The sequence below is a fragment of the Pseudomonas sp. LBUM1670 genome (assembly GCF_059695695.1).
The window spans coordinates 1,945,584-1,971,245 of record NZ_CP166783.1 but is presented as its reverse complement, the minus strand read 5'-3'; the positions used below and the strand labels follow the sequence as shown (position 1 = coordinate 1,971,245).

21 protein-coding genes and 1 pseudogene are annotated in these 25,662 nt (G+C 60.5%); 5 read left to right on the top strand and 17 right to left on the bottom strand.

The window, feature by feature from the left end; all coding sequences use genetic code 11:
- Positions 1–54: 54 nt before the first annotated feature.
- Positions 55–819 carry a GntR family transcriptional regulator gene (locus ACA073_RS09015; RefSeq protein WP_084318661.1) on the bottom strand — a complete coding sequence of 255 codons (765 nt, stop codon included), beginning with the start codon at positions 817–819 and terminating at the stop codon, positions 55–57.
- A gap of 357 nt (positions 820–1,176) precedes the next feature.
- Between ACA073_RS09015 and ACA073_RS09010 the strand changes: the two genes are divergently transcribed.
- The gene (locus ACA073_RS09010) at positions 1,177–2,367 is read left to right on the top strand and encodes a benzoate/H(+) symporter BenE family transporter (RefSeq protein ID WP_497402965.1); all 1,191 of its coding nucleotides are present in this window, start codon (positions 1,177–1,179) and stop codon (positions 2,365–2,367) included.
- A 179-nt stretch (positions 2,368–2,546) separates the two neighbouring features.
- Here ACA073_RS09010 and ACA073_RS09005 read toward each other — a convergent pair whose 3' ends face one another.
- The gene (locus ACA073_RS09005; protein WP_095082694.1) at positions 2,547–2,891 is read right to left on the bottom strand and encodes a YggL family protein; all 345 of its coding nucleotides are present in this window, start codon (positions 2,889–2,891) and stop codon (positions 2,547–2,549) included.
- Between the two features lie 233 nt (positions 2,892–3,124).
- On the opposite strand from ACA073_RS09005, the gene dacB reads away from it, so the two are divergent.
- Complete coding sequence (gene dacB, locus ACA073_RS09000) at positions 3,125–4,585, top strand: D-alanyl-D-alanine carboxypeptidase/D-alanyl-D-alanine endopeptidase (protein ID WP_497402964.1); 1,461 nt, start codon at positions 3,125–3,127, stop codon at positions 4,583–4,585.
- 127 nt (positions 4,586–4,712) lie between these two features.
- Here the strand turns inward: dacB and ACA073_RS08995 are convergent, their stop codons facing one another.
- Positions 4,713–7,103, bottom strand: a complete 2,391-nt coding sequence (locus tag ACA073_RS08995; protein WP_497402963.1) for a sensor domain-containing diguanylate cyclase — start codon at positions 7,101–7,103, stop codon at positions 4,713–4,715.
- Positions 7,104–7,246: 143 nt separating this feature from the next.
- Positions 7,247–9,508, bottom strand: a complete 2,262-nt coding sequence (rlmKL, locus tag ACA073_RS08990; RefSeq protein WP_497402962.1) for a bifunctional 23S rRNA (guanine(2069)-N(7))-methyltransferase RlmK/23S rRNA (guanine(2445)-N(2))-methyltransferase RlmL — start codon at positions 9,506–9,508, stop codon at positions 7,247–7,249.
- Between the two features lie 529 nt (positions 9,509–10,037).
- Here rlmKL and rmf point away from each other — a divergent pair.
- On the top strand, positions 10,038–10,253 hold the full coding sequence (rmf, locus tag ACA073_RS08985; RefSeq protein ID WP_003223300.1) for a ribosome modulation factor: 216 nt from the start codon (positions 10,038–10,040) through the stop codon (positions 10,251–10,253).
- A gap of 245 nt (positions 10,254–10,498) precedes the next feature.
- On the opposite strand, the gene ACA073_RS08980 is transcribed toward rmf, so the two are convergent.
- Positions 10,499–11,518 carry a quinone-dependent dihydroorotate dehydrogenase gene (locus tag ACA073_RS08980; protein ID WP_497402961.1) on the bottom strand — a complete coding sequence of 340 codons (1,020 nt, stop codon included), beginning with the start codon at positions 11,516–11,518 and terminating at the stop codon, positions 10,499–10,501.
- 168 nt (positions 11,519–11,686) lie between these two features.
- Between ACA073_RS08980 and ACA073_RS08975 the strand changes: the two genes are divergently transcribed.
- Entirely contained in the window at positions 11,687–12,493 is an 807-nt protein-coding gene (locus ACA073_RS08975; RefSeq protein WP_497402960.1) for a hypothetical protein, read from the top strand.
- Here ACA073_RS08975 and ACA073_RS08970 read toward each other — a convergent pair.
- The 12 genes and pseudogenes from ACA073_RS08970 to ACA073_RS08915 all read right to left on the bottom strand — a co-directional run.
- Positions 12,465–12,959 (bottom strand): annotated as a pseudogene (locus ACA073_RS08970) (EscU/YscU/HrcU family type III secretion system export apparatus switch protein); the annotation flags it as partial. The gene ACA073_RS08975 and the pseudogene ACA073_RS08970 overlap by 29 nt on opposite strands.
- Positions 12,934–13,755, bottom strand: coding sequence for a type III secretion system export apparatus subunit SctT (gene sctT / locus ACA073_RS08965; protein WP_497402959.1), 822 nt, complete (start codon positions 13,753–13,755; stop codon positions 12,934–12,936). The gene sctT and the pseudogene ACA073_RS08970, both read right to left, overlap by 26 nt.
- 4 nt (positions 13,756–13,759) lie before the next feature.
- Entirely contained in the window at positions 13,760–14,014 is a 255-nt protein-coding gene (locus tag ACA073_RS08960) for an EscS/YscS/HrcS family type III secretion system export apparatus protein (protein ID WP_020795892.1), read from the bottom strand.
- A 10-nt stretch (positions 14,015–14,024) separates the two neighbouring features.
- Positions 14,025–14,687: an EscR/YscR/HrcR family type III secretion system export apparatus protein gene (locus ACA073_RS08955; RefSeq protein WP_497402958.1), complete on the bottom strand. Its 663-nt coding sequence runs from the start codon at positions 14,685–14,687 to the stop codon at positions 14,025–14,027.
- Positions 14,680–15,594, bottom strand: a complete 915-nt coding sequence (locus ACA073_RS08950) for a FliM/FliN family flagellar motor switch protein (protein WP_497402957.1) — start codon at positions 15,592–15,594, stop codon at positions 14,680–14,682. Before ACA073_RS08950 ends, ACA073_RS08955 begins: the two co-directional genes overlap by 8 nt.
- Positions 15,591–16,952: a SpaM family type III secretion system protein gene (locus tag ACA073_RS08945; RefSeq protein WP_497402956.1), complete on the bottom strand. Its 1,362-nt coding sequence runs from the start codon at positions 16,950–16,952 to the stop codon at positions 15,591–15,593. Before ACA073_RS08945 ends, ACA073_RS08950 begins: the two co-directional genes overlap by 4 nt.
- A complete protein-coding gene (gene sctN, locus ACA073_RS08940; RefSeq protein ID WP_497402955.1) occupies positions 16,936–18,222 on the bottom strand; it encodes a type III secretion system ATPase SctN in 1,287 nt (428 codons plus the stop codon). Before sctN ends, ACA073_RS08945 begins: the two co-directional genes overlap by 17 nt.
- Positions 18,219–18,626 carry an InvB/SpaK family type III secretion system chaperone gene (locus ACA073_RS08935; protein ID WP_497402954.1) on the bottom strand — a complete coding sequence of 136 codons (408 nt, stop codon included), beginning with the start codon at positions 18,624–18,626 and terminating at the stop codon, positions 18,219–18,221. Before ACA073_RS08935 ends, sctN begins: the two co-directional genes overlap by 4 nt.
- Positions 18,627–18,639: 13 nt before the next feature.
- Positions 18,640–20,691 (bottom strand): EscV/YscV/HrcV family type III secretion system export apparatus protein, encoded by a 2,052-nt coding sequence (locus ACA073_RS08930; RefSeq protein ID WP_497402953.1) that lies wholly within the window; start codon positions 20,689–20,691, stop codon positions 18,640–18,642.
- A 23-nt stretch (positions 20,692–20,714) separates the two neighbouring features.
- Positions 20,715–21,821: a type III secretion system gatekeeper subunit SctW gene (gene sctW, locus ACA073_RS08925; protein ID WP_497402952.1), complete on the bottom strand. Its 1,107-nt coding sequence runs from the start codon at positions 21,819–21,821 to the stop codon at positions 20,715–20,717.
- Positions 21,818–23,473: a type III secretion system outer membrane ring subunit SctC gene (sctC, locus tag ACA073_RS08920; RefSeq protein WP_497402951.1), complete on the bottom strand. Its 1,656-nt coding sequence runs from the start codon at positions 23,471–23,473 to the stop codon at positions 21,818–21,820. Before sctC ends, sctW begins: the two co-directional genes overlap by 4 nt.
- A 4-nt stretch (positions 23,474–23,477) precedes the next feature.
- Complete coding sequence (locus ACA073_RS08915) at positions 23,478–24,257, bottom strand: AraC family transcriptional regulator (RefSeq protein WP_497402950.1); 780 nt, start codon at positions 24,255–24,257, stop codon at positions 23,478–23,480.
- A gap of 178 nt (positions 24,258–24,435) precedes the next feature.
- Between ACA073_RS08915 and ACA073_RS08910 the strand changes: the two genes are divergently transcribed.
- Complete coding sequence (locus tag ACA073_RS08910; RefSeq protein WP_497402949.1) at positions 24,436–25,647, top strand: CmpA/NrtA family ABC transporter substrate-binding protein; 1,212 nt, start codon at positions 24,436–24,438, stop codon at positions 25,645–25,647.
- Positions 25,648–25,662: the final 15 nt, after the last annotated feature.

Here is a 25,662-nt window from a genome sequence, read left to right as displayed (position 1 = left end):
CAACACAAAACCCTGTGGGAGCGGGCTTGCTCGCGAAGGGCGCCACTCGGTCTATCAGAGTTTCGCGGTCGGCCGCCCTGGCTTCTTGGTCTGCAGCAAATGCGAGAACACCGCATGCAAATCATCCGACGCACTTTCCTCGTCGAGGTTGAGTTTGCTGTCGATGTGATCCATGTGATGCATCATCAAATTCACCGCCAACTCCCCGTTACGCGCTTCAATGGCGTCGATCAGTTGGGTGTGCTCGTCGTAGGAACAGTGCGAACGGTTGCCACTTTCGTATTGGGCGATGATCAACGAGGTCTGGGACACCAGGCTGCGCTGGAAGCTGATCAACGGAGCATTCTTCGCCGCTTCGGCCAGTTTCAGGTGAAACTCGCCCGACAGACGGATACCGGCACCGCGATCGCCACGGGAGAAGCTGTCGCGTTCGTCGTTGACCATCTGGCGCAATTCGGCAATCTGCTCGGCGGTGGCGTGTTGCACCGCCAGTTCCGTGATCGCACGCTCCACCAGACGCCGGGCAAGGAACACCTGACGCGCTTCTTCGACACTCGGGCTGGCAACCACGGCGCCACGGTTCGGCCGCAACAGCACGACGCCTTCATGGGCCAGGCGCGACAGCGCGCGGCGAATGATGGTGCGACTGACCCCGAAAATTTCCCCCAGCGCTTCTTCGCTCAACTTGGTGCCGGGCGCCAGGCGCTGTTCGAGGATGGCCTCGAAGATATGCGCGTAGACAATATCGTCCTGGGTACCGCTGCGGCCGGCTTTGCCTGCTCGCGGTTGTTTCTTGAGGGGTTGCAACTGTTCGTTCATGGGCACTCGAGTCGGGAGAACTGCGGCGAATTGACCGTGACTGTAATACGGCACAGTGGGTCGCTGGCAAGTATCGCGTAAAAAACACCGCGATTGTACACAATGGATGGTGGCAACACGACTGTACGGCTGTTTGTCGCCCTCGCTGTATTGCAACGATTGCTTACGTTTGAGTTTAGGCTTTAACGCAGAATCCGCAGCCAGAACGCAATCCCCGTGTGGGAGCGGGCTTGCTCGCGAAGGCGGTGTGTCAGTTAAAGCAGATGTCGACTGACACACCGCCTTCGCGAGCAAGCCCGCTCCCACAGGGTTCAGCGTTGATTCGCCATTTTTATCAGAACAAGGAACACCGCTGTCATGAACGACGCAACGCACACGCAGCTCCGTCCTCTGGCCGATACGTCACCCTCGGCCATTGTCGCCGGTTTCATCGCGATGATGACCGGCTACACCAGCTCCCTGGTGCTGATGTTCCAGGCCGGGCAAGCGGCAGGGCTGACCAGTGGGCAGATTTCGTCGTGGATCTGGGCAATTTCCATCGGCATGGCGGTGTGCTCGATCGGCCTGTCCCTGCGTTATCGCACGCCGATCACCATTGCCTGGTCGACACCCGGTGCAGCGTTGCTGATCACCAGCCTTGGCGGTGTGAGCTACGGCGAAGCCATTGGGGCCTATATCACCTGCGCGGTGCTGGTCACAATTTGTGGATTGACCGGCAGCTTCGAACGCCTGGTGAAGAAGATTCCGGCGTCCTTGGCCGCCGCATTGCTGGCAGGGATTCTGTTCAAGATCGGCAGCGAAATTTTCGTCGCCGCCCAGCATCGCACCGCGCTGGTGCTGGGGATGTTCTTCACGTACCTGGTGATCAAGCGCTTGTCGCCCCGCTACGCCGTACTCGCTGCACTGCTCATCGGCACGGCGTTGTCAGGGTTCATGGGGCTGCTGGATTTCAGCGCGTTTCACCTGGAAGTGGCGACGCCGGTCTGGACCACGCCGCACTTCTCCCTGGCCGCGACCATCAGCATCGGCATCCCGCTGTTCGTGGTGGCGATGACGTCGCAGAACATGCCGGGCATCGCCGTGCTGCGCGCCGACGGTTATAACGTGCCGGCTTCGCCGCTAATCACCACGACGGGCATCGCTTCGCTGTTGCTGGCGCCGTTCGGTTCCCACGGGATCAACCTGGCCGCCATCAGCGCGGCCATCTGCACCGGCCCGCATGCCCACGAGGATCGCAACAAGCGTTATACGGCGGCGGTCTGGTGCGGGATTTTCTACGGGATCGCCGGGGTATTCGGCGCGACGCTGGCGGCGCTGTTTGCCGCGTTGCCGAAAGAACTGGTGCTGTCGATTGCGGCGCTGGCGTTGTTCGGTTCGATCATCAATGGCTTGAGCATTGCCATGACCGAAGTGAAGGAACGTGAAGCGGCGCTGATTACCTTTATGGTCACGGCGTCGGGGCTGACGCTGTTTTCCATCGGTTCGGCGTTCTGGGGGATTGTGGCGGGGGTGTTGACCTTGCTGATCCTGAACTGGCGCAAGTCATGAATACCGCGCGCCCCCCTTGTAGGAGCTTGCTCGCGAAAAACGTCCAGACAACGTGTGCATTCAGGCGGCCCGCGTCATCGTTAACGTTTTTCGCGAGCAAGCTCGCTCCTACAGGGGGGGGCGGCGTTTTTTTTTGCCAAAAAAAAACGGCGACCCTCGGGTCGCCGTTTTTCATGACATCAAGCTACCGGATTGATCGGCTTTTCCGGGTACCAGACGTCCAGCAGCGGGCTGACTTCAACGCTGGTCAGCTCGGTGCGGCCTTTGAGCCAGGCTTCAACGGCAGCGCGCTGTTCAGCGCTGACCGAGCCACGTTTCTGCAGGCAAACCAGACCGAAGTCGTCGCCGCCAACATAGCCCAGACCGTTGGCTTCCATGGCTTCTTTCAGGAACGCGTCGAGGAAAGCATCAATGGCTTCATCAGCCAAATCTTCTTTGAAATCCAGGTTCAGTTCGAAACCCAGCTCTTGAAATTCATCGACGCACAGTTTTTTGCGCAGACGCTGGGAACGGTTAGTCGCCATTGGAACAATCCTCATAAGTAATAACGGGCGGCACTTTAGCAGTTTAAGCCGCCAATTGCCCGATTCTCTGGGCGCGACATGCTACCGCCGGTAAAAAATAGCGGATTAGGTGACCGGGGCACGGCACAAGCCGCTACACCTTGGGGCATAATGCCGACACTTTCATGACCACTGAGGGAATTTATCTTCATGCCCTCGTCATTTTTCCCCTCGGCTGTAGGGTTCTATTTCCGATGATCAAATCTTTGCGTCCACTGTTGCTGGCCAGTCTTCTTCTCCCCCTGGCCCTCCCCGTTTCCGCCGCCACCATCAACACCGGTCTGTCGCCCAACGTCGAAAAGGCCCTGAAGGCCAGCAAGTTGCAGGACAACGCCCTGTCGCTGGTGATGATCCCGCTCAACGGTCCTGGCACCCCGACCATTTTCAACGCTGACGTCTCGGTCAACCCGGCCTCGACCATGAAACTGGTGACCACGTACGCCGCGCTGGAAATGCTCGGCCCGAACCATCAGTGGAAAACCGAGTTCTACACCGACGGCACACTCAGCGGTGGCATTCTCAACGGCAACCTCTACCTCAAGGGTGGCGGCGATCCGAAACTGAACATGGAAAAACTCTGGCTGCTGATGCGCGACCTGCGCGCCAACGGCGTGACGCAAGTCACCGGCGACCTGGTGCTGGACCGTGGCTTCTTCGTGCAACCGCAATTGCCCGAGTTCAACGATGACGGCAATGACGAGAACAAACCGTTCCTGGTCAAACCCGACTCGCTGCTGGTCAACCTCAAGGCCTTGCGCTTCGTGGCGCGCAACGACAACGGTCGGGTGCTGATTTCGGTCGAACCGCCGATCTCCAGCATCCGCATCGAAAACCAGGTCAAGGCCGTCAACGCCAAGCAATGCACCGGTGGCGTGCGTTACAACCCGGTAACCCAGGCCGATGGCACCGTGAACGTGACCGTCGGCGGTCAGTTGGGCGAAGGCTGCAGCTCCCAGACTTACCTGTCGTTGCTCGACCACGCAACCTATACCGCGGGCGCGGTCCGGGCGATCTGGAAAGAACTGGGTGGCAGCATTCAGGGCAAGGATGTTCTGGCACCCACGCCAAAGGACGCCAAGGTGCTGGCTCGCGCCTTCTCGCCGGACCTGGCGGAAATCATCCGCGACATCAACAAATACAGTAACAACACCATGGCTCAGCAGTTGTTCCTGAGCCTGGGCCAGAAATTCCGCACCGACGCCGACAGCGACGACGCCAAGGCGGCCCAGCGTGTGGTGCGCCAGTGGCTGGCGAAAAAAGGCATCACCGCGCCGCACCTGGTGATGGAGAACGGTTCCGGCCTGTCCCGTGCAGAACGTGTCAGTGCGCGGGAAATGGCCGCGATGCTGCAAGCCGCGTGGCACAGCCCGTACGCCGCCGAGTTCATCAGCTCGATGCCGATTGCCGGCACCGACGGCACCATGCGTAAACGCCTGAAGACCACCGCGATGCGCGGTGAAGCCCACGTCAAGACCGGCACTCTGAACACCGTGCGCGCGATCTCCGGCTTCAGCCGCGACGTCAACGGCAATACCTGGGCGGTGGTGGCGATCCTCAACGACAAGGCACCGTTTGGCGCGTCCTCGGTGTTGGATCAGGTGCTGCTGGACTTGTATCGCCAGCCGAAACTGCCTGATACGGCTTCGGTTCTGTAAAACACCGCAGATCAAATGTGGGAGCGGGCTTGCTCGCGAAGGCGGTGTGTCAGTCAACATTAATGTCGACTGATGCACCGCCTTCGCGAGCAAGCCCGCTCCCACAGGGGTTTGTGTGCGGCCTGATTTAATTCATCTCGCCCTGAACCCGATCACGCCCCGCCTGCTTCGCCGCATAAACCCCCGAGTCAGCCCGCAATAGCAGCGAATCCGCACCCTCGTTGACGCGCCAACTGGCGATCCCGAAACTCGCGGTGACGATCCCGACGTCGTCGATCGGCGAGCTGCGCAAGCCTTGCCACAACTCCAGCGCCAGCACATGGGCCTTTTCGCCGTCGATGTCCGGGCAGAGCACCATGAACTCCTCACCACCCAGGCGACAGAACACGTCGGTGCGCCGCAGCCGATAACCAATACGCTCGCACACCGCCTGCAACACCCGATCGCCCACCGCATGACCGTGCTGGTCATTGATGCGTTTGAAGTGGTCGATGTCGAGCATGATCACCGACAACTCGCCGCCGCCGCGCTCGACCCGGGCCATTTCGGTGGTCAGGCGCTCCTGGAAGTAGCGGCGGTTGTGGATCCCGGTCAGCGAGTCGGTAATCGACAGCGCCCGCAACTCTTCTTCCACCCGTTTCAAGTCGGAGATGTCCGAGACGTAGCCATGCCAGAGCACGCCGCCACCGGGCAGTTCCTCCGGCGTCGCTTCACCTCGGACCCAGCGCAGGCCACGTACCGGCAGCAGCACACGGTATTCCTCGCGCCATGGGCTGAGCGTGTCCGCCGACGCACGGATGGAGGCGCGAACCCGGGTGGTGTCCTGGGGATGAATCCGGGTGAAAATCGCTTCAGCGTCGAGCAGCATCACATCCGGTTCGAGCTCATAGATTTCGCGGATGCCATCGCTGGCGTAGATCAGACTGAAGCGTCCGTCGAACTCCATCTTGAACTGGTAAATCCCGCCGGGCACATGGGCACTGAGTTTCTTCAACAACAAATCCCGTGCGGCGAGCGCCTCGTACACCCGCTTGCGCTCGGTGACGTCGATGCAGACGGCCAGGTGTCCGACCCACAGACCTTGCTCGTCGAGCACCGGGGTCGCCAGCATGTTCACCGTCAAATGGCTGCCGTCGCCGCGAACCAGGGTCCACTCCCGCGCCTCGTGACCGCCCTCTTCACCGCCCTCGACCAACATCGCCTGGCAGGTCGGAATCGGCTTGCCGTAGCGCGCGCTCAATTCCGCCGAGCGCGCCAGCAGCTCCCGGGGCAGATGCAGGTTTTCCAGGGTCATGTGCCCCACCACATCCGTGCTGGAATAGCCGAGCATCTGCTCTGCCCCGGCATTGAAGGTGCTGATGACGCCGCGCAGGTCGGTGGCGATGATCGCCACCTGAGTCGCGGCATTCAGCACGCCGCGCAACTGACCATGGGTGCCGCGCAGTTCCTGCTCACGAGCGCGCAGCTCCTGGGTCCGCTGCTCGACCATTTTCAACGCCCGTTGCCGCTGACTGACCAGCACATAAAGCAGCGCGCTGAGCATCAGACTGAGCAAGCCACCCAGCACCACCACGCTGGTGACCGAAGAATGGTTGGCTTGCAGGAAGGCCTCGCTGGGCTGGATATCGACTTGATAGTTGTGATCGGCAAGCCGCAGCAGCCGGGTCGCGGCCAACTCACTGGCGGCGGGCCCGTTGGGGGATTCATAGAGCACTTCGTGCTGATCGTCGGTGGACAAGTCGAGGATGCGCACCGACAGATAATCGCGGCTCGCCTCCGGCAACCCGTCGGCCAGCAACTGACGCATGCTGATCACCGCCATCACGTAACCGTAGGGTTTGGTTTGCGAACTGTTGCGGGACAGGACTGGCGCAACCAACAGCACGCCCCGGGCATAGGCCGGCTCGATGCTGACCAGGTACATCGGCTGCGACACCGCCATCCTGGCATTCTGATCGGCCCGCTCGAGGGTGGAACGGCGCAGGGGTTGCGCCAGCAAGTCGTAACCCAGCGGCGCACCGAGCCGGCTTTGCGTCTGGCTATACAGCACCACCACGTACTCATCCCGTTCGGCCGCCAGTTGCAGCTGGCCGTCGGCATCGAGCTCACGAATGCTGAAGTCGGATAAACCTTCCTCACGCACCTGGCGCTCAAATTCAGCGCGCTCGGCACCGCTGACCCGCCGGGCAAACGTATAGGCCTGGGTTCGGTGCAGCAGAGGTTGGGTATAGCCGTTGAATTCGTCGGGGTTGACCGTATCGGAATTGGTGAAGAACCGGCGCAGGCCGTCGAGGCGCTGTTCCTGATCTTCGAAACGCTCTTCGATACGGCTGTAACGTTCACTGGCCATCAGCTGGAAACGTTGCCGCAATTGTTGGTGGAACAGATTCAGGGTCGACCAGGCCAACAGCCCCGTGAGAACGCCGCCGATGACCAATACCAGCAGCGCGACCAGCCAGGCCGAAACATCTTCACTGATAAAACCCAGGATCTTGGGGCGCACGGAGTGCAACGACATAGAGGCAACTCAAAACGCCAGGTGCCGGAAAAGCCCATTGGCCATGCGTTGAGTTATAGCTATTAGCCATCAATTTGACCAGCACTGAAAGAAGCCAAGAGCCTTTAAAAATCAAGGCTCTGTGGATCCAATGCCAGAAAGTGTCAACGTGCCGTGACTTTCCAGGCTCGGTGGATCTTGGCGTTGCGGGCAAAATCCGGATCAATGGTCTGGGCGGTAATCTCCTCGACCGCATAACGCTCGGCGAGGTTGGGTTCCAGCTCGAACTTGCGGAAGTTGTTGGAGAAGTACAACACGCCCCCCGGCGCCAGCCGTGCCATGGCCAGGTCGATCAATTGCACCTGGTCACGTTGCACGTCGAAGATCCCTTCCATGCGCTTGGAGTTGGAGAACGTCGGCGGGTCGATGAAGATCAGGTCGTACTCGTCACGGCAGGCGTCGAGCCAGGCCATTACGTCGCCTTGCTCCAGACGGTTCTTGTCGGAGAAACCGTTCAGCGACAGGTTGCGACGCGCCCAGTCCAGGTAGGTTTTCGACAGATCGACGCTGGTGGTGCTGCGCGCGCCGCCCTTGGCAGCGTGAACGCTGGCGGTCGCGGTGTAGCAATACAGGTTGAGGAAGCGCTTGCCGGCCGCCTCTTTCTGAATACGCATGCGCATCGACCGGTGGTCGAGGAACAGACCGGTGTCGAGGTAATCGGTGAGGTTCACCAGCAGCTTCACGCCGCCTTCGTTGACCTCGACGAACTTGCCCTGTGCGGCCTGGCGTTCGTACTGCTTGGTGCCGCTCTGACGCTCGCGACGCTTGACCACCACGCGGCTCTTGTCGATGTTCAACGCCTGCGGAATGGCCGCCAGGGCGTCGAACATGCGGGCCGAGGCTTTTTCCGGATCGATGGATTTCGGCGCGGCGTATTCCTGGACGTGCACCCAATCCTGATACAGGTCGATGGCCATCGAGTATTCCGGCATGTCGGCATCGTAAACGCGGTAGCAGTCGATGCCTTCACGCTTGACCCACTTGCCCAGCGCCTTGAGATTCTTTTGCAGGCGATTGGCAAACATCTGTCCGCCTTCGCTCAAGCGTGGCTGCTCGATCACCACCGGGGCCGGTTTGATCGGGTTGCCGTTCTTGTTGTACTGACGTTCCTGCGGCTCGTTCGGCGCCTGATCGTATTCCGCCTGTTCGCGCTCGACCTGACGCTGTTCCGGGGTGCGACGTTCGCCGGTGACGAACTGGTCCGGCGTGACCTTGATCAGCAGCAGCTTGCACGGCAACGCGCCGTTCCAGAACGAATACTGTTTGTGGCTACGGATGCCCATGCGCTTGCCCAGATCCGGGGCGCCGGTGAAGACGGCGGCTTCCCAGTTCAGGCAGGCCTGACGCAGGCGTTCGCCGAGGTTCTGGTAGAGATAGAGCAAGCTCGCCTCGTCGCCCAGACGCTCGCCGTACGGTGGGTTGCAGATCACCAGACCTTTCTGGTTCTGGTCCGGACGCGGCTCGAACGTACCGACTTCGCCCTGGTAGATCTTGATCCACTCGCTCAGGCCGGCACGTTCGACGTTGTTGCGGCCCGGTTGAATCAGGCGCGGGTCGGCTTCGTAACCACGAATCCACAGCGGTGGCTTGGCCAGACCGGCCGCGGCGCGTTCGGTGGCTTCTTCGTGCAGCTTTTTCCACAGCGCCGGCACGTGACCGAGCCACGCGGTGAAGCCCCACTGCTCGCGACGCAGGTTCGGCGCCATGTCGGCGGCGATCATCGCCGCTTCGACGAGGAACGTACCCACACCGCACATCGGGTCAGCCAGCGCGCCGCCATCGGCCGCGATGCGTGGCCAGCCGGAACGGATCAGGATCGCGGCCGCGAGGTTTTCCTTCAGCGGTGCCGCGCCTTGCTGCAAACGATAGCCGCGCTGGTGCAGGCTGTGGCCGGAGAGGTCGAGGGAGAGAATCGCTTCGCCACGGTCCAGACGCAGGTGAATGCGCAGGTCCGGGTTGAGTTTGTCGATGGATGGACGGTCGCCCTGCGGGGTGCGCAGTTTATCGACGATGGCGTCTTTGACTTTCAAGGCGCCGAAGTGGGTGTTGTCGATGCCCGAGCCGTGACCGCTGAACTCGACGGCCAGGGTGCCGTCGTTGAGCATGTGGTCTTGCCACTCGATATCGAGCACGCCGTGGTACAGGTCTTCGGCGTCCTTCATCGGGAAACGCTTGAGCACCAGCAGCACCCGGTTCGCCAGACGCGACCACAGGCACAGGCGATAAGCGGTTTCCATGGTCGCCATGCCGCGCACGGCAGAGGTGTGCTCACGCGCTTCTTCAAGGCCAAGCCCGACGGCTTCCTCGATGAGCAGGCCTTCAAGGCCTTTAGGGCAAGTGAGGAAGAGTTCGAAACGATCGGACATGGTAATTCCAGAGCCTTTGGCTAAGTGAACCGGCAACGCATTGCCGGCCCGGTTTTCAATCAGGCGCTTTTCTAAAAGAGCGCCCGCGTGGCACGAAGGTGTGCCGTCCCACCCGTGCTGCTCAGGTTAGAAGAGCTTAGATGCACGGGCAGATAAAAAAGTTGATGCAATAAAATGACATAAGTCGACCCTTCGTCGAAAAATGCTCGACGCAACACGAGCCATTCTCACTAAAGGATTAACCCCATCATTCTGCGGGGGGCCGATCATACAGGGCTTTGGCCAATAAATACGGGTCAAACATTGTGTTACTTATGGCCATAGCATCTTTATGGTTACGTTCTTATGACAAAACGATCATTCCCTCGATGTGACGCATTGGTTAGAACTCAATACAGGTTGGCGCCACAACGGACGTCAACACCTTGGCTCGCCACGCCGGCAGCGAGCCCCCAACGGCAGACATTTCTGCCAGACCTCGATTGAGGTCGACGCGATAACTACAGTCAACAAGTGAGGGAAACACCCTATGAGAAGACTTAAGCGTGATCCGTTGGAAAGAGCATTTTTGCGCGGATATCAATATGGCGTTGGTGGCAAATCCCGTGAGCTTTGCCCATTTACTCTACCGTCGGTACGCCAAGCCTGGATCAACGGCTGGCGAGAAGGACGCGGCGACAACTGGGACGGTATGACCGGCACTGCGGGAATCCATAGACTCAACGAACTTCACGCCGTCGGCTAACACAGGGCACACACTCCGACACGACAACCTGATTACGTAACGACTTACCACGCACGCCCCATCCGGGCGGCGGGCTCCGGCCCAGGGGCTCCTTCAAGGAGCCCTTTTTTATGCCTGAAAAAACTCAACCTTGATCTGTAAACACGTTAACTGTGGGAGCGGGCTTGCTCGCGAAAGCGATTTAACATTCAAAAGTGATGTTGACTGACACATCGTTTTCGCGAGCAAGCCCGCTCCCACAGGGTTTAGCGCTGGGCGGCGATGGCGTCGACAGACTCGCGAATCAGTGCCGGGCCTTTGTAGATGAAGCCGGAGTAGATCTGCACCAGGCTCGCCCCGGCAGCGATTTTCTCGGCCGCGTGCTTGCCTTCGGTGATGCCGCCCACGGCGATGATCGGCAAGCGACCGGCCAGTTCGGCTGCCAGCACCTTCACGGTGTGGGTGCTCTTGTCACGAACCGGTGCGCCGGACAAACCGCCCGCCTCGTCACCGTGTTCCATGCCTTCGACACCGACGCGGCTCAGGGTGGTGTTAGTGGCGATCACCGCGTCCATCCCGGTTTCGATCAGCGCTTGTGCGACTTGCGCGGTTTCTTCGTCGGTCATGTCCGGTGCGATCTTGATCGCCAGCGGTACATGTTTACCGTGACGCAACGCCAGTTCCGCGCGACGGGTCGCCAGATCCGCCAGCAATTGCTTGAGCGAGTCACCGAACTGCAGGCTGCGCAGGCCCGGCGTGTTCGGCGAGCTGACGTTGACCGTCACGTAGCTGGCGTGGGCATAAACCTTGTCCAGGCAGATCAGGTAGTCGTCGACCGCACGCTCGACCGGGGTATCGAAGTTCTTGCCGATGTTGATGCCCAGCACGCCCTTGTACTTGGCCGCTGCCACGCGGGCCAGCAGGTGATCGACGCCGAGGTTGTTGAAGCCCATGCGGTTGATGATTGCCTCGGCTTCCGGCAGACGGAAAATCCGTGGTTTCGGATTGCCCGGCTGTGGACGCGGGGTGATGGTGCCGATTTCGACAAAACCAAAACCCAGTTGGGCAAAACCGTCGATGGCCGCGCCGTTCTTGTCCAGACCCGCCGCCAAACCTACCGGGTTCGGAAAGTCGAGGCCCATGACGCTCACCGGCTTTTTCGCCGGGGCCTTGCACAGCAAGCCGTTGAGACCCAAACGCCCGCCCGCACCGATCAGGTCCAGGGACAGATCGTGGGAGGTTTCCGGGGAAAGTTTGAACAACAGCTGACGGGCCAGGGTGTACATGGGCGGGTTTGACTCTGGGCAATGAAAAGTGGCGGCGATTATAGCCGGGTGGAGGGGCAGCGGCGAGAACCAAGGGATTTATTCACCCCGGCGGTGCGGAGCGTTTTTTGATAGTTCGCGCCGTACAGCGGATGAATGATCGATTCGACTGCATTCACGCAGCATCCCATGGAAGTCAATCAAATGCTGAACTCCTCCATCCAATCAACACCTCCCCAATCTTATGGAAATGCCGCCAGTTCCGCGCCGCCCATCCGTCCTGCTCACACGATAGTGGAAATGGAAGGCTGCACATACTCTCGGACAATCAACGAGGACCTGATTCATCACGTACCCGAGGAACTCGTCGCTGGACTGCATCCAGATACCATAACTACCGTGAGTGAGCGTGTAGCTCGGGAACTGGACAGTGTGATTATCGAGATGCCCAGCGATGAACACACAACGAGCGTTTGTCAGGTTATTCAGTGCGTTCTTCGGGGTGATTTCGACGCTGCAATAGCCGCTGCAATGCCTGGATCTCTGGCAGAACGACTTGTTCAGGCGTGCATGGCAACAAAGTCACTAATCGGAAGCACAGTGGACGCAATGATCCAACGCACCCACACCATCGTTGACCTTTGTGGCGAATTCCTGATCAAGTTGGGACGCAACGAATTCGAAGGCGATCTGGGACGGTGGGCCAGCAACCTGACGATTTCCGGCGTGCGCACAGGATTGACCGCCGCCATCCTCACTACGTGCAGGCAACTGATTGGATTTGCCCTGGAAAAAAACTTGCTCGCCAATGCCGCCGCGCCCCTGACACGCAACGTAATGAGCGCAATCGCCCTGGCAATCGGCCCCGTGTTGAACATGCTTGGCGGGTTAAGAGACGAGTGGAACGGTACGGCAAACCTACAAACGCGCCTGGCTCGTCTCGGCACATTCACGCTATCAATGGCGGCTGGGCGAACAGCAGTTGCCGCTGCGTGACCCAGACAATCCACAGCGCCAGGGCAAAGCTGCCCAGGTACAACAGCGCTTTGACCGTGTCCTTGACCGTGCGCAGGCTGAACAGTTTTTTGAAGCCATTGATAGGGTTCAACGCGCCGAGATTCAGCTTCAAGGCTTCGCTGGCCAGGGCAAACCCGCTTTGCAGCAACGCCGGTAATGCGCTGGTCAAGGCGCACACCAGCAGCAGCGGCAGCAACGCCTTGAGCCCGACGACCACCAACGTCGCCGAATACTTTTGCAGGTCGGCGTCAAAATCGCTGGCGATGATGCGGCGATAGACTTCCATGACGTCCATCAGTGAGCTGTTGAACACCATGTAGGTGAGACCGCACAGGGTCAGGCAAGTGATGACCAGATCCTTGGCCTTGAACGTCTGCCCCTTGCGCGACGCATCGCGCAATCGCTTGGCGGTGGGCTTCTCAGTCTTCGAGGCGCTGGACGACATCGCCACCCTCCCCGTCGGCACCCAGCCCGTCCCCAACCAGAATGTGCTCCAGTGCCTGGGATTTGGTGCCCATGCGCAGGACTTCATCGGGCAGGTGCACGCCGAAATACAGCATCAGCACCACCAACGCCACCAGGCTCTTGACCGTCAGCGACACCGAGAACGCGTTCATTTGCGGTGCGTACCGCGAGAGCAGGCCAAGCAGCGCTTCGCTGACCAGCAGCGTGGCGACCACGGGTGCGCTGATGACCAGGGTCTTGCTCACCAATCCATCCAGCAAACTGAAAACCGCCGGCAGATGCACCTCGCAGCCGGTGATCGGTGCGCAGATGCGATAACTGTGACCGACGGTTTCGAGCATCAACAGCATGCCGCCGCCTTCGAGATAAACCGCGGCGGCAAACAGTTGCAGAAAGTTCGCCAGCTCCGAGGTGTCGACGCCGTTGGCCGGGTCCACGGTACTGCTGAGCATTGCCCCGCGCTGGTTGTCGATCAGGTTGCCCATGGCGTGCAACACCCAGAACGGCCAGCACAGCAGACACCCCAGCAGGACGCCGATGCCCGCCTCGCGCAGCAACAGTCCAAAGAATGCCACCCCGTCAAGGCGCGGCAGCGGCACGCCGACATAGGTCCAGAACCCCAACGCCACCAGCACGATGACGGCCTGACGCGGTGCCCCGGTCAGCACTCCGCTGTTGAGAAACGGCAACATGAAAAAAATCGGTGCCAGGCGTGCAAACCCCAGGATCGCCGCCGCGAACAGCGCGTACAGATCGAAAAACAGCGTCACCGACATCGGCCTAACCCAATGCCAGACGTATGACTTCGCGACTGAAATCGAGCAAGGTTTCGCCGTACCAACCCGAGAGCAGGAACAGGCAAGCTGCCACCGCCAGCAACTTGAACCCGAACGGCAGCGTCTGCTCCTGCAACTGGGTCACGGTCTGAATCAACCCGACCACCAGGCCGACCACCGTGGCGACAATGATCGGCCAGGCCACCATCAACAGAATCAGGTACAGGGTTTTATTGCCGGCATAGACCAGATCGTTCATGTCGACGCCCCTATGCCAGTAACGTCAGGTACTGCTTGACCAGACCGGTCGATAGCAGCGCCCAGCCATCCAGCGCGACAAACAACACCAGTTTGATCGGCACCGAAATAATCACCGGGCTCATCATCATCATGCCCAGTGCCAGCAGGATGCTGGAGATCACCAGATCGACGATCACGAACGGCAAGTAGAGATAGAAGCCGATCTTGAATGCACTTTTTATTTCACTCAGCGCATAGGCCGGCAACAGCGAAAACAATGATGGCGTGAGTTGCTCATCAGCGGGCAGCTCTACCTCGGCGTCACTACTCTGAACCGCTTGTGCACGCTCGAAGAACTGGGCCAGTTCGGGATCGGTGTACTTGCGCAAATAATCCTTGTAGCCACCCAGACCGTTCTCGGCGAAGTCCACCACCGACTCGATGTCGGTGAAGGCCACCGCTTCTTCCTTGTAATAGCCATAACCCTGCTTCATGACCGGCGTCATCACGAAAATCGCCAGCATCAAGGCGATCGCGTTGAGGGTCATGTTCGATGGCACCTGCTGCAATCCCAGCGCGTTGCGCACGATGACAAACACGATGGAAAACTTGATGTAGCAAGTTCCGGCGGCCACCAGAAAAGGCAGCAGTGACGCGAACGCCAGCAGCGCAATCAGCGAGACGTCATTCATTGCCAGTGTTCCGATAAATCTCTAGCAACTCGACACCCAACTGTTCGTCCAGCTGCACCAGTTCGCCACGGGCCACGCGCTTGCCATTGGCGCGAACCTCGATGTGCCGGGCGGCATCGGTCGCCAGTGGAATAAGTTGGCCATCGATGATCCGGGACAACGTGCCCAGCTCGATCTCATGGGTGGCAAGCAGAAATTCCAGGCGCACCGGCAAAGCATCGAGTTCGACCTTCGCGTCGGCTTCTGCCCCTGCCTGTTGATTTGAATCGGCAACCGTCGATTGCATGTGTAATCCCTCTTCAGTGAACGTGAACACGCCGATGCATTGATCTGCCAACAGGCACTGGTCTGTCCGGTGCGTGATGCGCAGGACGTCGCCCGGCCCCAGCCGCACCTGACGCAGGTGGCTGAAGCCCAGCAGCAGATGCAGGCAAAGCGGCAAATCCCCCAGCCATGAGTCCGGTCCCAGCGAGCTATGGGAGGCCTGTGTTGGCGGCAACTGCGTCAACCACACTCGCCCCCGGGACGTGTCGAGCCATGGCAAGTCGTGAGTCGGCAGTTCTGCCGGGGCGATCAATTCGACGTCGACCAGCTCCTGGTAATGCAACTCGTCGACCTCGGGCAGCAACGGTTGCGGCACTGCCTGGAACAACCCGACGATGCTCGCCACCGGGCACTCGACCGTCAGCAATGCACGCAACTGAGGCAACGAGTGATGCAGCCAGTCGGGGGCCAGGATCAGCCCCCGCCAGTCCCCTTCATGTCCACGCGCACAAAACCTCAAGTAGCCGGGCTGTCGATCCGGTCTGCCCGAGCCTGCGCCATGACCGGCGCGGTGCCAGCGTTGAACCGCTTGCGTGCGGGCGTGCGCCAAAGCGTCGACCCGGCGCAACGTCAACGCTCTCATGCCGGATGCTCCTCGGCCTGCTCGTCATCCGGCTGCTGCTGCGAACCCTGATGTTGCTGCTCGCCGCCGTTATCGGTCAGCCGCCAGCCGGGATCCCGGACCAGCTCATAGGGCGCCTTGAGTTGTTCGAAGACCAGGCTGTTGCTTGGGCTGAGCTGCAGGTTCTGAACGGGTTCGTCGGGCACTCGGGTGATGGTCACTTGCCCGCTGGCGGCGCCTTTGTTGAAGGGAATCTGGAGCAAGCCGCGGCTCGAACCGGGCAGCGCTTCGATCATCACCTCGGGTGCGGGCTTGGTTATTGGCGCCGAAGGTAAAGGGATAGAAACCGGTACGACCGAGGGTGAGTGGCGCACGGTGTGAAGGTGGGGCAACGTTTCGGGCGATTGCGGATCGGCGACGAGTTTTGTCGGTGCGCCAGAGATGGGCGTGCGATCTGTCGGCAGCGGTTCAACCGCACTGGGCGGACGTTCTACCGACAACGATTCGGTCGGGCCTGGCTGGCGTTCGATTGGCACCCGTGCAGCCATTATCGACGGACTTGACTTTACATCGGATTGCACGTTGAAGCCCTGCGAATGGATAGCCGTCCTGTCGATAGATGCAGCAAAAAATTCCATGCGTTGCGGTAACGGATGAGGCGCCAACGCAGGAATCGTCAGCCGCGCCTCATGGCTTTCAGCACCTGCTGCCACCTGAACGGGAGTCATCGATAGCCCGAGCCCTTTGCGACCAACCTCCAATGCCGATCGCTGACGCGTAATCAAATTCGCCAGCAAATCCAGCACACCTTGTGGCAGTTCATCTTCCTGCGCCGGTACAAGCGTGTCGCGCAGTTCATCCACGGAACCCTCGGTGACGGGTTCCAGCACTTGAGTCGATACGGGTGGAACCGCAGGAACATTGTTCATCGTCGCTCCGGTCATCTCTTCTATCTCCCTTTCTTCCCGGCGCACCTGCTCAAGCCGTTGCGCGCGCAACAGCTGCTGCACCGACCGTGCGTATTTGTCGTGTTTGCGTTGCAGACAACGCAGTTGCTCGCGTTGCGCTTGCAACGACTGCTCAAGCTGCCTGCACTGCCCGTCCACGCGATCGCGCTCAAGGCGCAGCAGATCAATCTGCCGGCGGATGACGGCCTGGGTCCGCAGCAGCGCCAACAATTGCTCATGATCGAAAACGCAATCGGTGGCGCGATGGCTGGCCAGCAGGTTTTGCAACGATGCCTCTTGCCCCTCGAAACCGGCGAGTTCCTGCCGCAGCGGTTGCAACTGTTGTTGTGTACGCAGCACGGCCTGTTCACCGCGTTGCTGACGGAACTGGCTGAACGCCAACAGGCGTCGCCGGTCAGGCAATGAGTTCATTGAGGCTCCGCAGGGTTTCGTCAGGTTCGCAACATTCGTCCGTCGGCTGACGCAGCCAGTGAGTCAAGGCCTCGCGGCGCTGCAGGGCCTGGTCGTTGGCGGCATCAGCGCCCTGGGTGTATTCGCCCATGTCGAGGAAAATCTGTAACTGCTCCAGGCGAGACAGGGTTTCCCGGGTCGACGCAGCCAGTTGTTGCACCTGCGCGTTGGTGACTTGCGTCGCCACGCGACTGACGCTGCGCAAGACATCGATCGCCGGGTAATGACCTTTGGCCGCCAGGGCACGGCTGAGGTAGACATGGCCGTCGAGAATGGAGCGAATCTCCTCGGCGATCGGGTCCGGCTCATCGTCACTCTCCAGCAGGACCGTGTACCAGGCGGTAATGCTCCCGGAAGCCGTCACACCGGGCCGCTCCAGCAAACGTGGCAAGGCATCGAACACCGACGCCGGATAGCCGCGCCGGGCCGGTGCTTCACCGGCGGCCAGCGCCAGGTCACGGCGAGCCCGGGCGTAACGGGTCAATGAGTCCAGCAACAGCACCACACGCTGGCCCTGATCGCGGAAATACTCGGCGATGGCGGTGGCCAGCAACGCCGAGTTGCAGCGGTCCACCGAGGAAAAATCCGAAGTGGCATACACCACCACGCAGCGTGATCGCTTCGTGGATTGGCGCAGATGTTCAATGAACTCGGTCACTTCCCGCCCGCGTTCGCCGATCAGGCCAATGACGAAAACGTCTGCGTCGGTGTGGCTGATCAGCATATTGATCAGCGTCGTTTTACCGGACCCGGCCGCGGCAAAAATGCCGATGCGCTGACCGACACCGCAGGTCAACAAGCCATCGATAACGCGAATTCCGGTGCTCAGCGGCTCTGCTACCGGCCGTCGCTGGTGGTACGACGGTGGGTCGGCATCCACCGGATAATCCTGCTGCTCAAACGCTGTCGACGGTGCCAGTCGCTCAACGATATTGCCCTGGGGATCGACCACGCTGCCCAGCAAGGCATCGCTGCAACTCAGGCGCAATGTCGAGCCCGTCGGGACAATCATCGACTCCCTCGACAGACCTTTTGCGTCACCGAGCAAACTGAGCAGGACGGCGCCGGGTTTGAAACCGATCACTTGCGCCTTGGCCGCCACGTGCGGCGAACGCCAATGGCGACGCACTTCGCAGACTTCACCGACCACCACATTGTCCAGCGCCGCTTCGATCAACGGACCGCTCAAGCGCAGGGGATGGGCCGCCTGCCGTTCCAGCCGGATGCTCATCGGCGCAACAATTCGCACAGCGTTTCAATCGACTGCACAAAAGCATCCAGGGCTTGTGCGAAATGCTCGGCGTCTCCCAGAGCGTGATCATTGGCCATCAAGCGCAGTTCGAGCTGCCCCTGGACTTCGCACAGGTGCAGTTGGCCGGTGCGAGAAAAAGCATTGCCTTCCAGCAAGAACTGCATCAATTCGAAGGCGCAATGGTTCATGACGTTTGGGGTTGCCTGCGCGACCGCTGCCCAGATCCACACATCGCCCTCCACGACGGCCACGTTGATATCGGGCAGGTTTCTCATCTGCATTTCAATGGTGCTGTGGCTGTCGAAGTGCCCTATCTGGCTGTCCACGCAGCCACTGTGTCGCAGTGCTTCACGCAACAGGTCGGCAATATCGATCGGTATCATTTACAGGGTTTCCTCAGAGGGTCTTGATGACATTGACCGAGATGGTCTCGGAGATTTCGCCGAACGACATCACGTCCAGCTCCCGGAACCGTCCCTCGATCAGTTTCTTGATGTAGCGCCGCACATCGACCGAACACAGCAACACCATGTCCTTTTGCGCAATGTGCAGGCTGTCGAGGCCGACACTCAATCGGTCCATCAGCTCTTCCGACTCGGCCGGTTCCAGATTGATGAAACTGCCGCCCGAGGTTTGCCGGATGCCTTTGCGTACCACCTCTTCGAATTCCGGCGACAGCAGCAGGACGCGCAAGTCATTGCCGTGGGCGAATTTGTTGCTGATGTAGCGCGCCATGGACCCGCGAACGTGTTCGACCAGCGCCAGCACGTCCTTTTCCCGCGACGCCCAGTGGGCCAGTGACTCCATGATCAGCTTCATGTTGCGCACGGAAATTCGCTCGCCGACCAGGCGCTGCAGCACCTCGGCGATCTTCTGCACCGTGACGTGGCGATACACTTCCTTGAGCAGATCGGGATAGCGGGTTTCCATTTCGTCGAGCAGTTGCTTGGTCTCCTGCACGCCGAAAAACTCCTGGATATTGCGCGCCAGCAACGTGACCAGGCAGCGATAGCACTCTTCGTCTGCCGGGCGCAGTTGATAGCCCAACTGTTGCACTCGCTCCTTGTCGACGGCGTTGACCCAGACCCCGCCCAGGCGATTGCTGTCGTTGCCGCGCACCAGGGCAAAACCCAGAGGTTCAAGGTCCGGCGAGTAGTCGAGCAGGCGCCAGTGATCGAAATGGATATCGAACTGCTCGGCACGCACTTCATTGATCAGCACCGCCACTTGGTGAGCCGGCAACGCCTCGCTGGCGCGGAACTGCGGTTCGGGTATGCGCAAGCCGTAATCGACGAAAAACTGGCTGCGAAAGCGCGCCGCCCAACGGGCTTTGTTCAACGCGTCCAGTTGCGACGTGGGCACCAGGATCATCAAGGCGATGGTTTCGGTGGCGATGTTATCCACGTCATCGAGCAATCCCGATCCGGTTTGCAGCGCGCCTTGCTCGGTGGCTGCAGTACGGCTTTCACCGTCGCTGGCGACCCTGGAGGCCTTTCTATGTCGGGTAAACACCACCAGCGCCAGCACCGCGGCGATCGGCAGAAAAGTCATCAGCGGAAACCCCGGGAGCAGGCCGACACCCACCGCCAGCAACGCAGTGACGCCCATCACAAACGGATTGCCCAGCATCTGCGCCAGCATGTTGCGCCCCAGGTTGCTGTCGTCACCGTTGACGCGGGTCACGATGAAACCGGCGCCGATGGCGATCAGCAACGCCGGAATCTGCGCCACCAGGCCATCGCCGATGGTCAGCAAGGTGTAGGTCGACAAAGCCGTGGACATGTCCATGCCCATTTGCCCGACACCGATGGCCATCCCGCCGATGAAGTTGACGAAGATAATGATGATGCCGGCGATCGCATCGCCCTTGATGAACTTCATCGCGCCGTCGAAAGAGCCGTACAACTGGCTTTCACGCTCCAGCACGCTACGTTTTTCCTTGGCCTCCTCCGCGGTGATGGCGCCGGCCTTGAGGTCACCGTCGATGCTCATCTGCTTGCCCGGCATGCCGTCCAGCGAGAAGCGCGCCGCGACTTCGGCGACCCGCTCCGAGCCTTTGGTGATCACGATGAACTGGACAATGGTGACAATGGAAAAGATCACGAAACCCACAACGAGGCTTTCGCCGATCACGAACTCACCAAAGGACGCGATGATCTCCCCCGCGTCGGCCTGGCTCAGAATCAAGCGGCTGGTGCTGATCGACAGCGCCAGGCGAAACAGGGTGGTCAGCAGCAGCAGCGCCGGGAACGTCGAGAAACTGAGGATGCGTTCGATGTAGAACGAGCCCATGAACACCAGCAACGAAATGACGATGTTCAGGCCGATGAGAAAATCCACCAGCGCCGTCGGCAGGGGAATGATCAGCATGGCGATGATCATCACCATGAGCGTCAGGATCAGCAGCTCCGGGCGAGCCCCGACGTTGCGCAAAAACACATTGAGCATGGCAGGTCAGCTCCGGGGAAAAATCATGAGCAACCGCCGAGACGTCGCTGTTCAATACTTTCGTGGGTGTAGGCAATGTCTGCCAAACGCGAAAACTGTTGCGCCAGGCGCAGCGTTGCCTCGTCATCGACAAACAGTTGCAATGGCAGCTGCAGGCTGTGCCGACGGACCGTCTGCAGTAGCGTCGAACGCTCGCGGTGCGGGCTCAACAGCACGCGTTCACCGAGCACGCCGAGCAACAACTGGTCGAGCTCATCGGGCCAGGTCAACAGACCGAACAGGAACACCAGCCAGTCGGATTCGTCGGGGTTGTGCTGGCAGATCAGTTCATCGCCCAGCAGGCCGCCGATGAACAGACCGTCGGCTGAACGCAGGCGCTTGAGGTCGTTCAGCCTCGCCAGCAGTTGGCCAAACTCTGCGCGCGAGCAACTCGGGTCCTGGGCGCTGATATCGGTGAGCAGCGCCGCTTCGATGAAGGCCAGCACATTCGTGCGTTGCGGTGGACCGTACAGCGCAATCCAGTCCTGATAACAGCTGACCGACCCTTCGTCTGACTCGAGAAAATCCCGGTAGGTCTCGCGCAACAACGCCGCGCGCACGGCCATGCACGCACCGAACATTCTGGCCTTGAGGGCGGCGTTGATGCCGGCATTCATGCGCTTGGGGGAGGCCTGAGCGACCACCGTCTGCAACAACGTTTCGAGCCGCTGACGGATACTCTTCTCGAGTTTTTTACGGCGCAGCAGTTCTCGCAGCACCAACGCCAGATCACTGTCATCGGCAAACAGCTTTCGCGCCATCTGCAGCAACCAGTCGATGGGTTTGTCGGCGAGCCGCGCCAGGCTGAGTATCTGTCGCACCTTGGGCACGGTGTCGTCGTCCAGAACTCTTTCGAAGTTGTCAGTCAGGGTGTCGGACTTCAATTCGAAATGCCGTCGACCACGAAACTGCGCCAATGCCGCCGACATCTCATCGCTGATCTGGACGAAACGCTGCAGGACGGCAGCCGTACCGCTTTCGTCGAGATCAGTGTCAGCGCTCGCCTGTGGCTGCGGATGCTCTGCGGCCTTCTCGGCATTCAGCCGTGCCTGAGCCGCTCGCCCGCCGGTGGAAATCGCCGGCAGGATCATTTTACTGCCGCCCGAAAATAGGAACGGCGCAAACGTTCGTGCTGTTCCGGGGTCAGCAACTGTGGAGCCGGTTCATCGGCGCCGGGCTCCAGCGTGTCGCGAATTTCCTTGGGTTGAATCAGGAACACCCGCACGGTATTGGCCGAGCGGTTCTGCCGATAACTGAACAGCCGACCGATCCACGGAATCGACCCCAGCACCGGAATCCGTCCGATCTGCTCGCTGTGGTCATCGCGGGTGAAACCGCCCACCAACAGGCTCTTGCCCGGCGGCACCCGCGCCACCGTACTGATCCGGGTGCGGCCGACCGTCGGCAGAGCGCTCGGTCGTTCGCCCTGGCCAGGGTTTTCGATTTCGTTGCCGTCTTCGATATTGAGCGACATTTCAATCTCGTCCGCCTGGGCGAAACGCGGCAATACGCTCACCAGCGTGCCGTAGGTCACGTGCTGTAGATCAACACTGCGCTCGCCCACCAGAGGCGCATAAAACGTTCGGTTATTGTCGAAAATCGCCGGCACATTCTCTTGCGTCAGGATCACCGGTCGCGACACCACATTCGCCCGGCTCGTGCGCTCCAGCGCCATGACCTGGGTGACGAACGACGCACCATCGAGCGTGGTCGCCGAGCCGGCGTTGAGCGATGCGCTGAATGTTCCGCCGGAATTCACTGCGCCTTGCCAGTTGATGCCCAACTGATTGAGTTCATCCTTGTGCAGATCAATGATCCACAACGACAGCTCCACATGGCGTTTGGGCGTGTCCAGTGCGCTGACCAGGTTCTCGATAAAACGCACTTGCTCCGGCAACCCCTTGACCAACAGGCTGTTGGTATCGGGATAGGCCACGACCCGAATGTTCCCGGCGGCCGTGTCGCGCGCGAGAATTCGCGGCGCGGACGGGTCCTGATCCAAAGGGGTGCTCGCCAGGCCTTCCAGTGGGAACGCCGGCATCAAGCCCTGCGGTCGCTGTGCAGCGGTTTGCGCGACCGCGGGCTCGACGCCGTTGCGCTCGCCGCGCAGCAAGGCCTCAATCACGGTGGCCAGCCCGGGAATCGTCACCTTGTCATCTCGCAACTCGTATTTACGGTCGCTCACAAAGGTGTTTCGCACCGGGATTACGCCGATCTGCTGCTTGCCCAACAACAGTTCCGAGCGCTGGTTATCCATCAGCCCGGCCGCTTGCGTGACCAGATCGACATACATCGGCGGGCCGGACACATGGAACGTACGCAGACCATCGTGGCGCAATGGATAACGACGATCGTACAACCCGGAGCGTTCCAGGAACGCCTGAAGCTTGGCCACGGTCAGGGTCTGCAGCGACACCATCGAGCTTTTGAGTTCCGGGGCGTCATACAGATAAATCGCCTGACCATCGCTGTACCAGATCAAGCCCATTTGCGCGCTGACTCGCTCAAAGGTTCGTTGCGGCGCGAGCAGATCGAACGTACCGGAAATCCGCTTGGCCGCAGCGGCCTTGCTGACGATGACCGGCTTGCCCAGTGGTCCGGACAGCTCGCTGAAAAAAGTGCGCGCGCTTTGTTCGCGGGCCTCGAAATTGTAGACAGCGGCCTGCGCGGCAAAGGGTGCGAGCAGCAACACCGTGGTCAGGCAGACGGGCAAAAGGGATAAGGAGAACGATCGGCGGTTCATCGGCTCACTTGCCTGGAAGGTAGGTAATGTCGGCGAGGCTGCTGGGCGTGAAGCCCACCAGTTCGCGGATTTCCTTGGAGAAATGCGAAGAAGAGGCAAAGCCGGACTCCAGCGCGACATCCGTCAGCGAGCAGTCCCGCAGGCTCATGTTCAACAGCGCCTGAGCCGTGCGCCAGCCGCGCATTGCAGGCTTGGCTGCACTGCCCAGCGCCTGTCGGCACAATCGACGAAAATGTGACACGGAAACGCCATAGCGTTGCGCCAGGTCGGTCAGTTTTTCACTGTGGGTGCCCTGTTCCAGCAGGAATCGCACAAGCCCGTAACTCTCGGTCTGACGCAGCATGCCGGCAAAGGCCTGGTAGGCCGGACTCGCGCCCATGGCCTGCTCGATGTACCAACGCTCCAGCGCGCGTTCCGATCGAACGGTCTCGTACGTGACCGGCAACATGGCCCACGGGGCATGGCTCGGCCGTTGCCCCATCAACGCATCACTCAGGTCGAAAAAGACCTGTAATTTCACCAGCCGTGTTTCGGGCAACGGCAGCATCTGCACACCGCCGCCGCTCATTTGCAGCGCCTCGCTGACCGCGATCAGCCCTTCCCAACCGCCGGGCAACCGATGGTGCTGCGCCGAGCCCAGAAGCTCAGTCGATTCGCTGACACGCAGATGCAACACCCGCCCGCCGGAACGGGCATCCGGGAATGTTGTGGCACGAAGTGATTCGGTTTGCACGCCAACCTCCTTTGCGGCCTGACGATGAAGGGTCGGCAGGATGAAAGACATGGCGCGGGAAGTCCTGATGGAAAGCTGATGAAACCCGGGCTGGCATATGCCTTGCACCCACAGAGGTATCAGCACTCCTGTCAACGGCGAGATGAGTGCCAGGACAATGGCGTCGTCACCCGACCTTGCTCATGCGAGGACCCGGGACGACGCCTTTTTTTTGCAAGGTGAAGACGCGATGAACGAACCATCAGCCGGCCCATTGGCCTGGGTCAACGGCAGCGATGCCCCGGAAAAGACCGACATCAACCTCGGCTTCATGGCCTTGAGCGACTGCGCTTCGGTGGTGGTCGCCGCCACCCAGGGCTTTGCCCAGCCTTACGGGCTGACCCTGAACCTCAAGCGCCAGTCCTCCTGGGCCAACCTGCGGGACAAACTGGTCAGCGGCGAACTTGATGCTGCTCACAGTCTTTACGGCCTGATTTACGCGGTGCACCTTGGCATCGGCGGCGTCGCTCCCACCGACATGTCAGTGCTCATGGGCCTCAACCAGAACGGTCAGAGCATCAACCTTTCCCACGGTTTGCAGGCCCTGGGCGTGACCGGTCCTGAAGCATTGGACCGTCACGTGCACCAAACTCGCCCAAAACTCACGTTCGCTCAGACCTTTCCAACCGGCACCCACGCCATGTGGCTGTATTACTGGCTGGCGAGCCAGGGCATTCACCCGTTGCACGACGTCGACAGCGTGGTGGTACCGCCGCCGCAAATGGTCGCGCACCTGCAAGCGGGGCGGATCGACGGTTTCTGCGTCGGTGAACCCTGGTCCGCCAGCGCGGTGAAACAGAATCTCGGCTTCACGCTGGCGACGACCCAGGCTATCTGGCCCGACCATCCGGAAAAAGTCCTCGGTTGCACCCGCGCGTTCGTCGAGCAATACCCCAACACGGCCCGGGCGCTGGTGATGGCGATTCTGGAGGCCAGCCGCTTCATCGAAGAAAGCGCTGAGAATCGCCGCAGTACCGCGCAGTTGTTAAGCGCCCCGGACTACCTCGATGCACCGCTCAATTGCATCGAACCGCGCCTGCTCGGCGATTACGCCGACGGTCTCGGCAATCGCTGGCAAGACCCGCACGCACTGCGCTTCCATGGCGGTGGCGAGGTCAACCTGCCTTACCTGTCCGATGGCATGTGGTTCATGACCCAGTTCCGCCGCTGGGGCTTGTTGCGCGACGACCCGGACTACCTCGCGGTGGCCCGTCAGGTCCAGCAACTAGACTTGTATCGAGAGGCCGCGACCGCCGTCGGTGTTGCCTCGTCGGGCCAGGAAATGCGCAGCAGCCAGTTGATCGACGGCAAAATCTGGGACGGGTCCGACCCGGCCGGTTATGCCCGCAGTTTCAAGCTGCACGCCATGAGCGACAGCTCGCCCCTTCTCGCCAGTCGCTGACAGGAGACTGCGAAC

Coding starts and splice junctions, on each gene's coding strand:
- ACA073_RS08915 (WP_497402950.1), bottom strand. CDS start 24,257: ATGTCTTTCATCCTGCCGACCCTTCATCGTCAGGCCGCAAAGGAGGTT.
- rmf (WP_003223300.1), top strand. CDS start 10,038: ATGAGAAGACTTAAGCGTGATCCGTTGGAAAGAGCATTTTTGCGCGGA.
- ACA073_RS08960 (WP_020795892.1), bottom strand. CDS start 14,014: ATGAACGATCTGGTCTATGCCGGCAATAAAACCCTGTACCTGATTCTG.
- sctC (WP_497402951.1), bottom strand. CDS start 23,473: ATGAACCGCCGATCGTTCTCCTTATCCCTTTTGCCCGTCTGCCTGACC.
- ACA073_RS08935 (WP_497402954.1), bottom strand. CDS start 18,626: ATGATACCGATCGATATTGCCGACCTGTTGCGTGAAGCACTGCGACAC.
- ACA073_RS08995 (WP_497402963.1), bottom strand. CDS start 7,103: ATGTCGTTGCACTCCGTGCGCCCCAAGATCCTGGGTTTTATCAGTGAA.
- ACA073_RS08975 (WP_497402960.1), top strand. CDS start 11,687: ATGGAAGTCAATCAAATGCTGAACTCCTCCATCCAATCAACACCTCCC.
- ACA073_RS08945 (WP_497402956.1), bottom strand. CDS start 16,952: ATGAACTCATTGCCTGACCGGCGACGCCTGTTGGCGTTCAGCCAGTTC.
- sctW (WP_497402952.1), bottom strand. CDS start 21,821: ATGATCCTGCCGGCGATTTCCACCGGCGGGCGAGCGGCTCAGGCACGG.
- ACA073_RS08955 (WP_497402958.1), bottom strand. CDS start 14,687: ATGAATGACGTCTCGCTGATTGCGCTGCTGGCGTTCGCGTCACTGCTG.
- ACA073_RS09015 (WP_084318661.1), bottom strand. CDS start 819: ATGAACGAACAGTTGCAACCCCTCAAGAAACAACCGCGAGCAGGCAAA.
- ACA073_RS09005 (WP_095082694.1), bottom strand. CDS start 2,891: ATGGCGACTAACCGTTCCCAGCGTCTGCGCAAAAAACTGTGCGTCGAT.
- ACA073_RS08950 (WP_497402957.1), bottom strand. CDS start 15,594: ATGAGAGCGTTGACGTTGCGCCGGGTCGACGCTTTGGCGCACGCCCGC.
- rlmKL (WP_497402962.1), bottom strand. CDS start 9,508: ATGTCCGATCGTTTCGAACTCTTCCTCACTTGCCCTAAAGGCCTTGAA.
- ACA073_RS08930 (WP_497402953.1), bottom strand. CDS start 20,691: ATGCTCAATGTGTTTTTGCGCAACGTCGGGGCTCGCCCGGAGCTGCTG.
- sctT (WP_497402959.1), bottom strand. CDS start 13,755: ATGTCGGTGACGCTGTTTTTCGATCTGTACGCGCTGTTCGCGGCGGCG.
- ACA073_RS09010 (WP_497402965.1), top strand. CDS start 1,177: ATGAACGACGCAACGCACACGCAGCTCCGTCCTCTGGCCGATACGTCA.
- dacB (WP_497402964.1), top strand. CDS start 3,125: ATGATCAAATCTTTGCGTCCACTGTTGCTGGCCAGTCTTCTTCTCCCC.
- ACA073_RS08910 (WP_497402949.1), top strand. CDS start 24,436: ATGAACGAACCATCAGCCGGCCCATTGGCCTGGGTCAACGGCAGCGAT.
- ACA073_RS08980 (WP_497402961.1), bottom strand. CDS start 11,518: ATGTACACCCTGGCCCGTCAGCTGTTGTTCAAACTTTCCCCGGAAACC.
- sctN (WP_497402955.1), bottom strand. CDS start 18,222: ATGAGCATCCGGCTGGAACGGCAGGCGGCCCATCCCCTGCGCTTGAGC.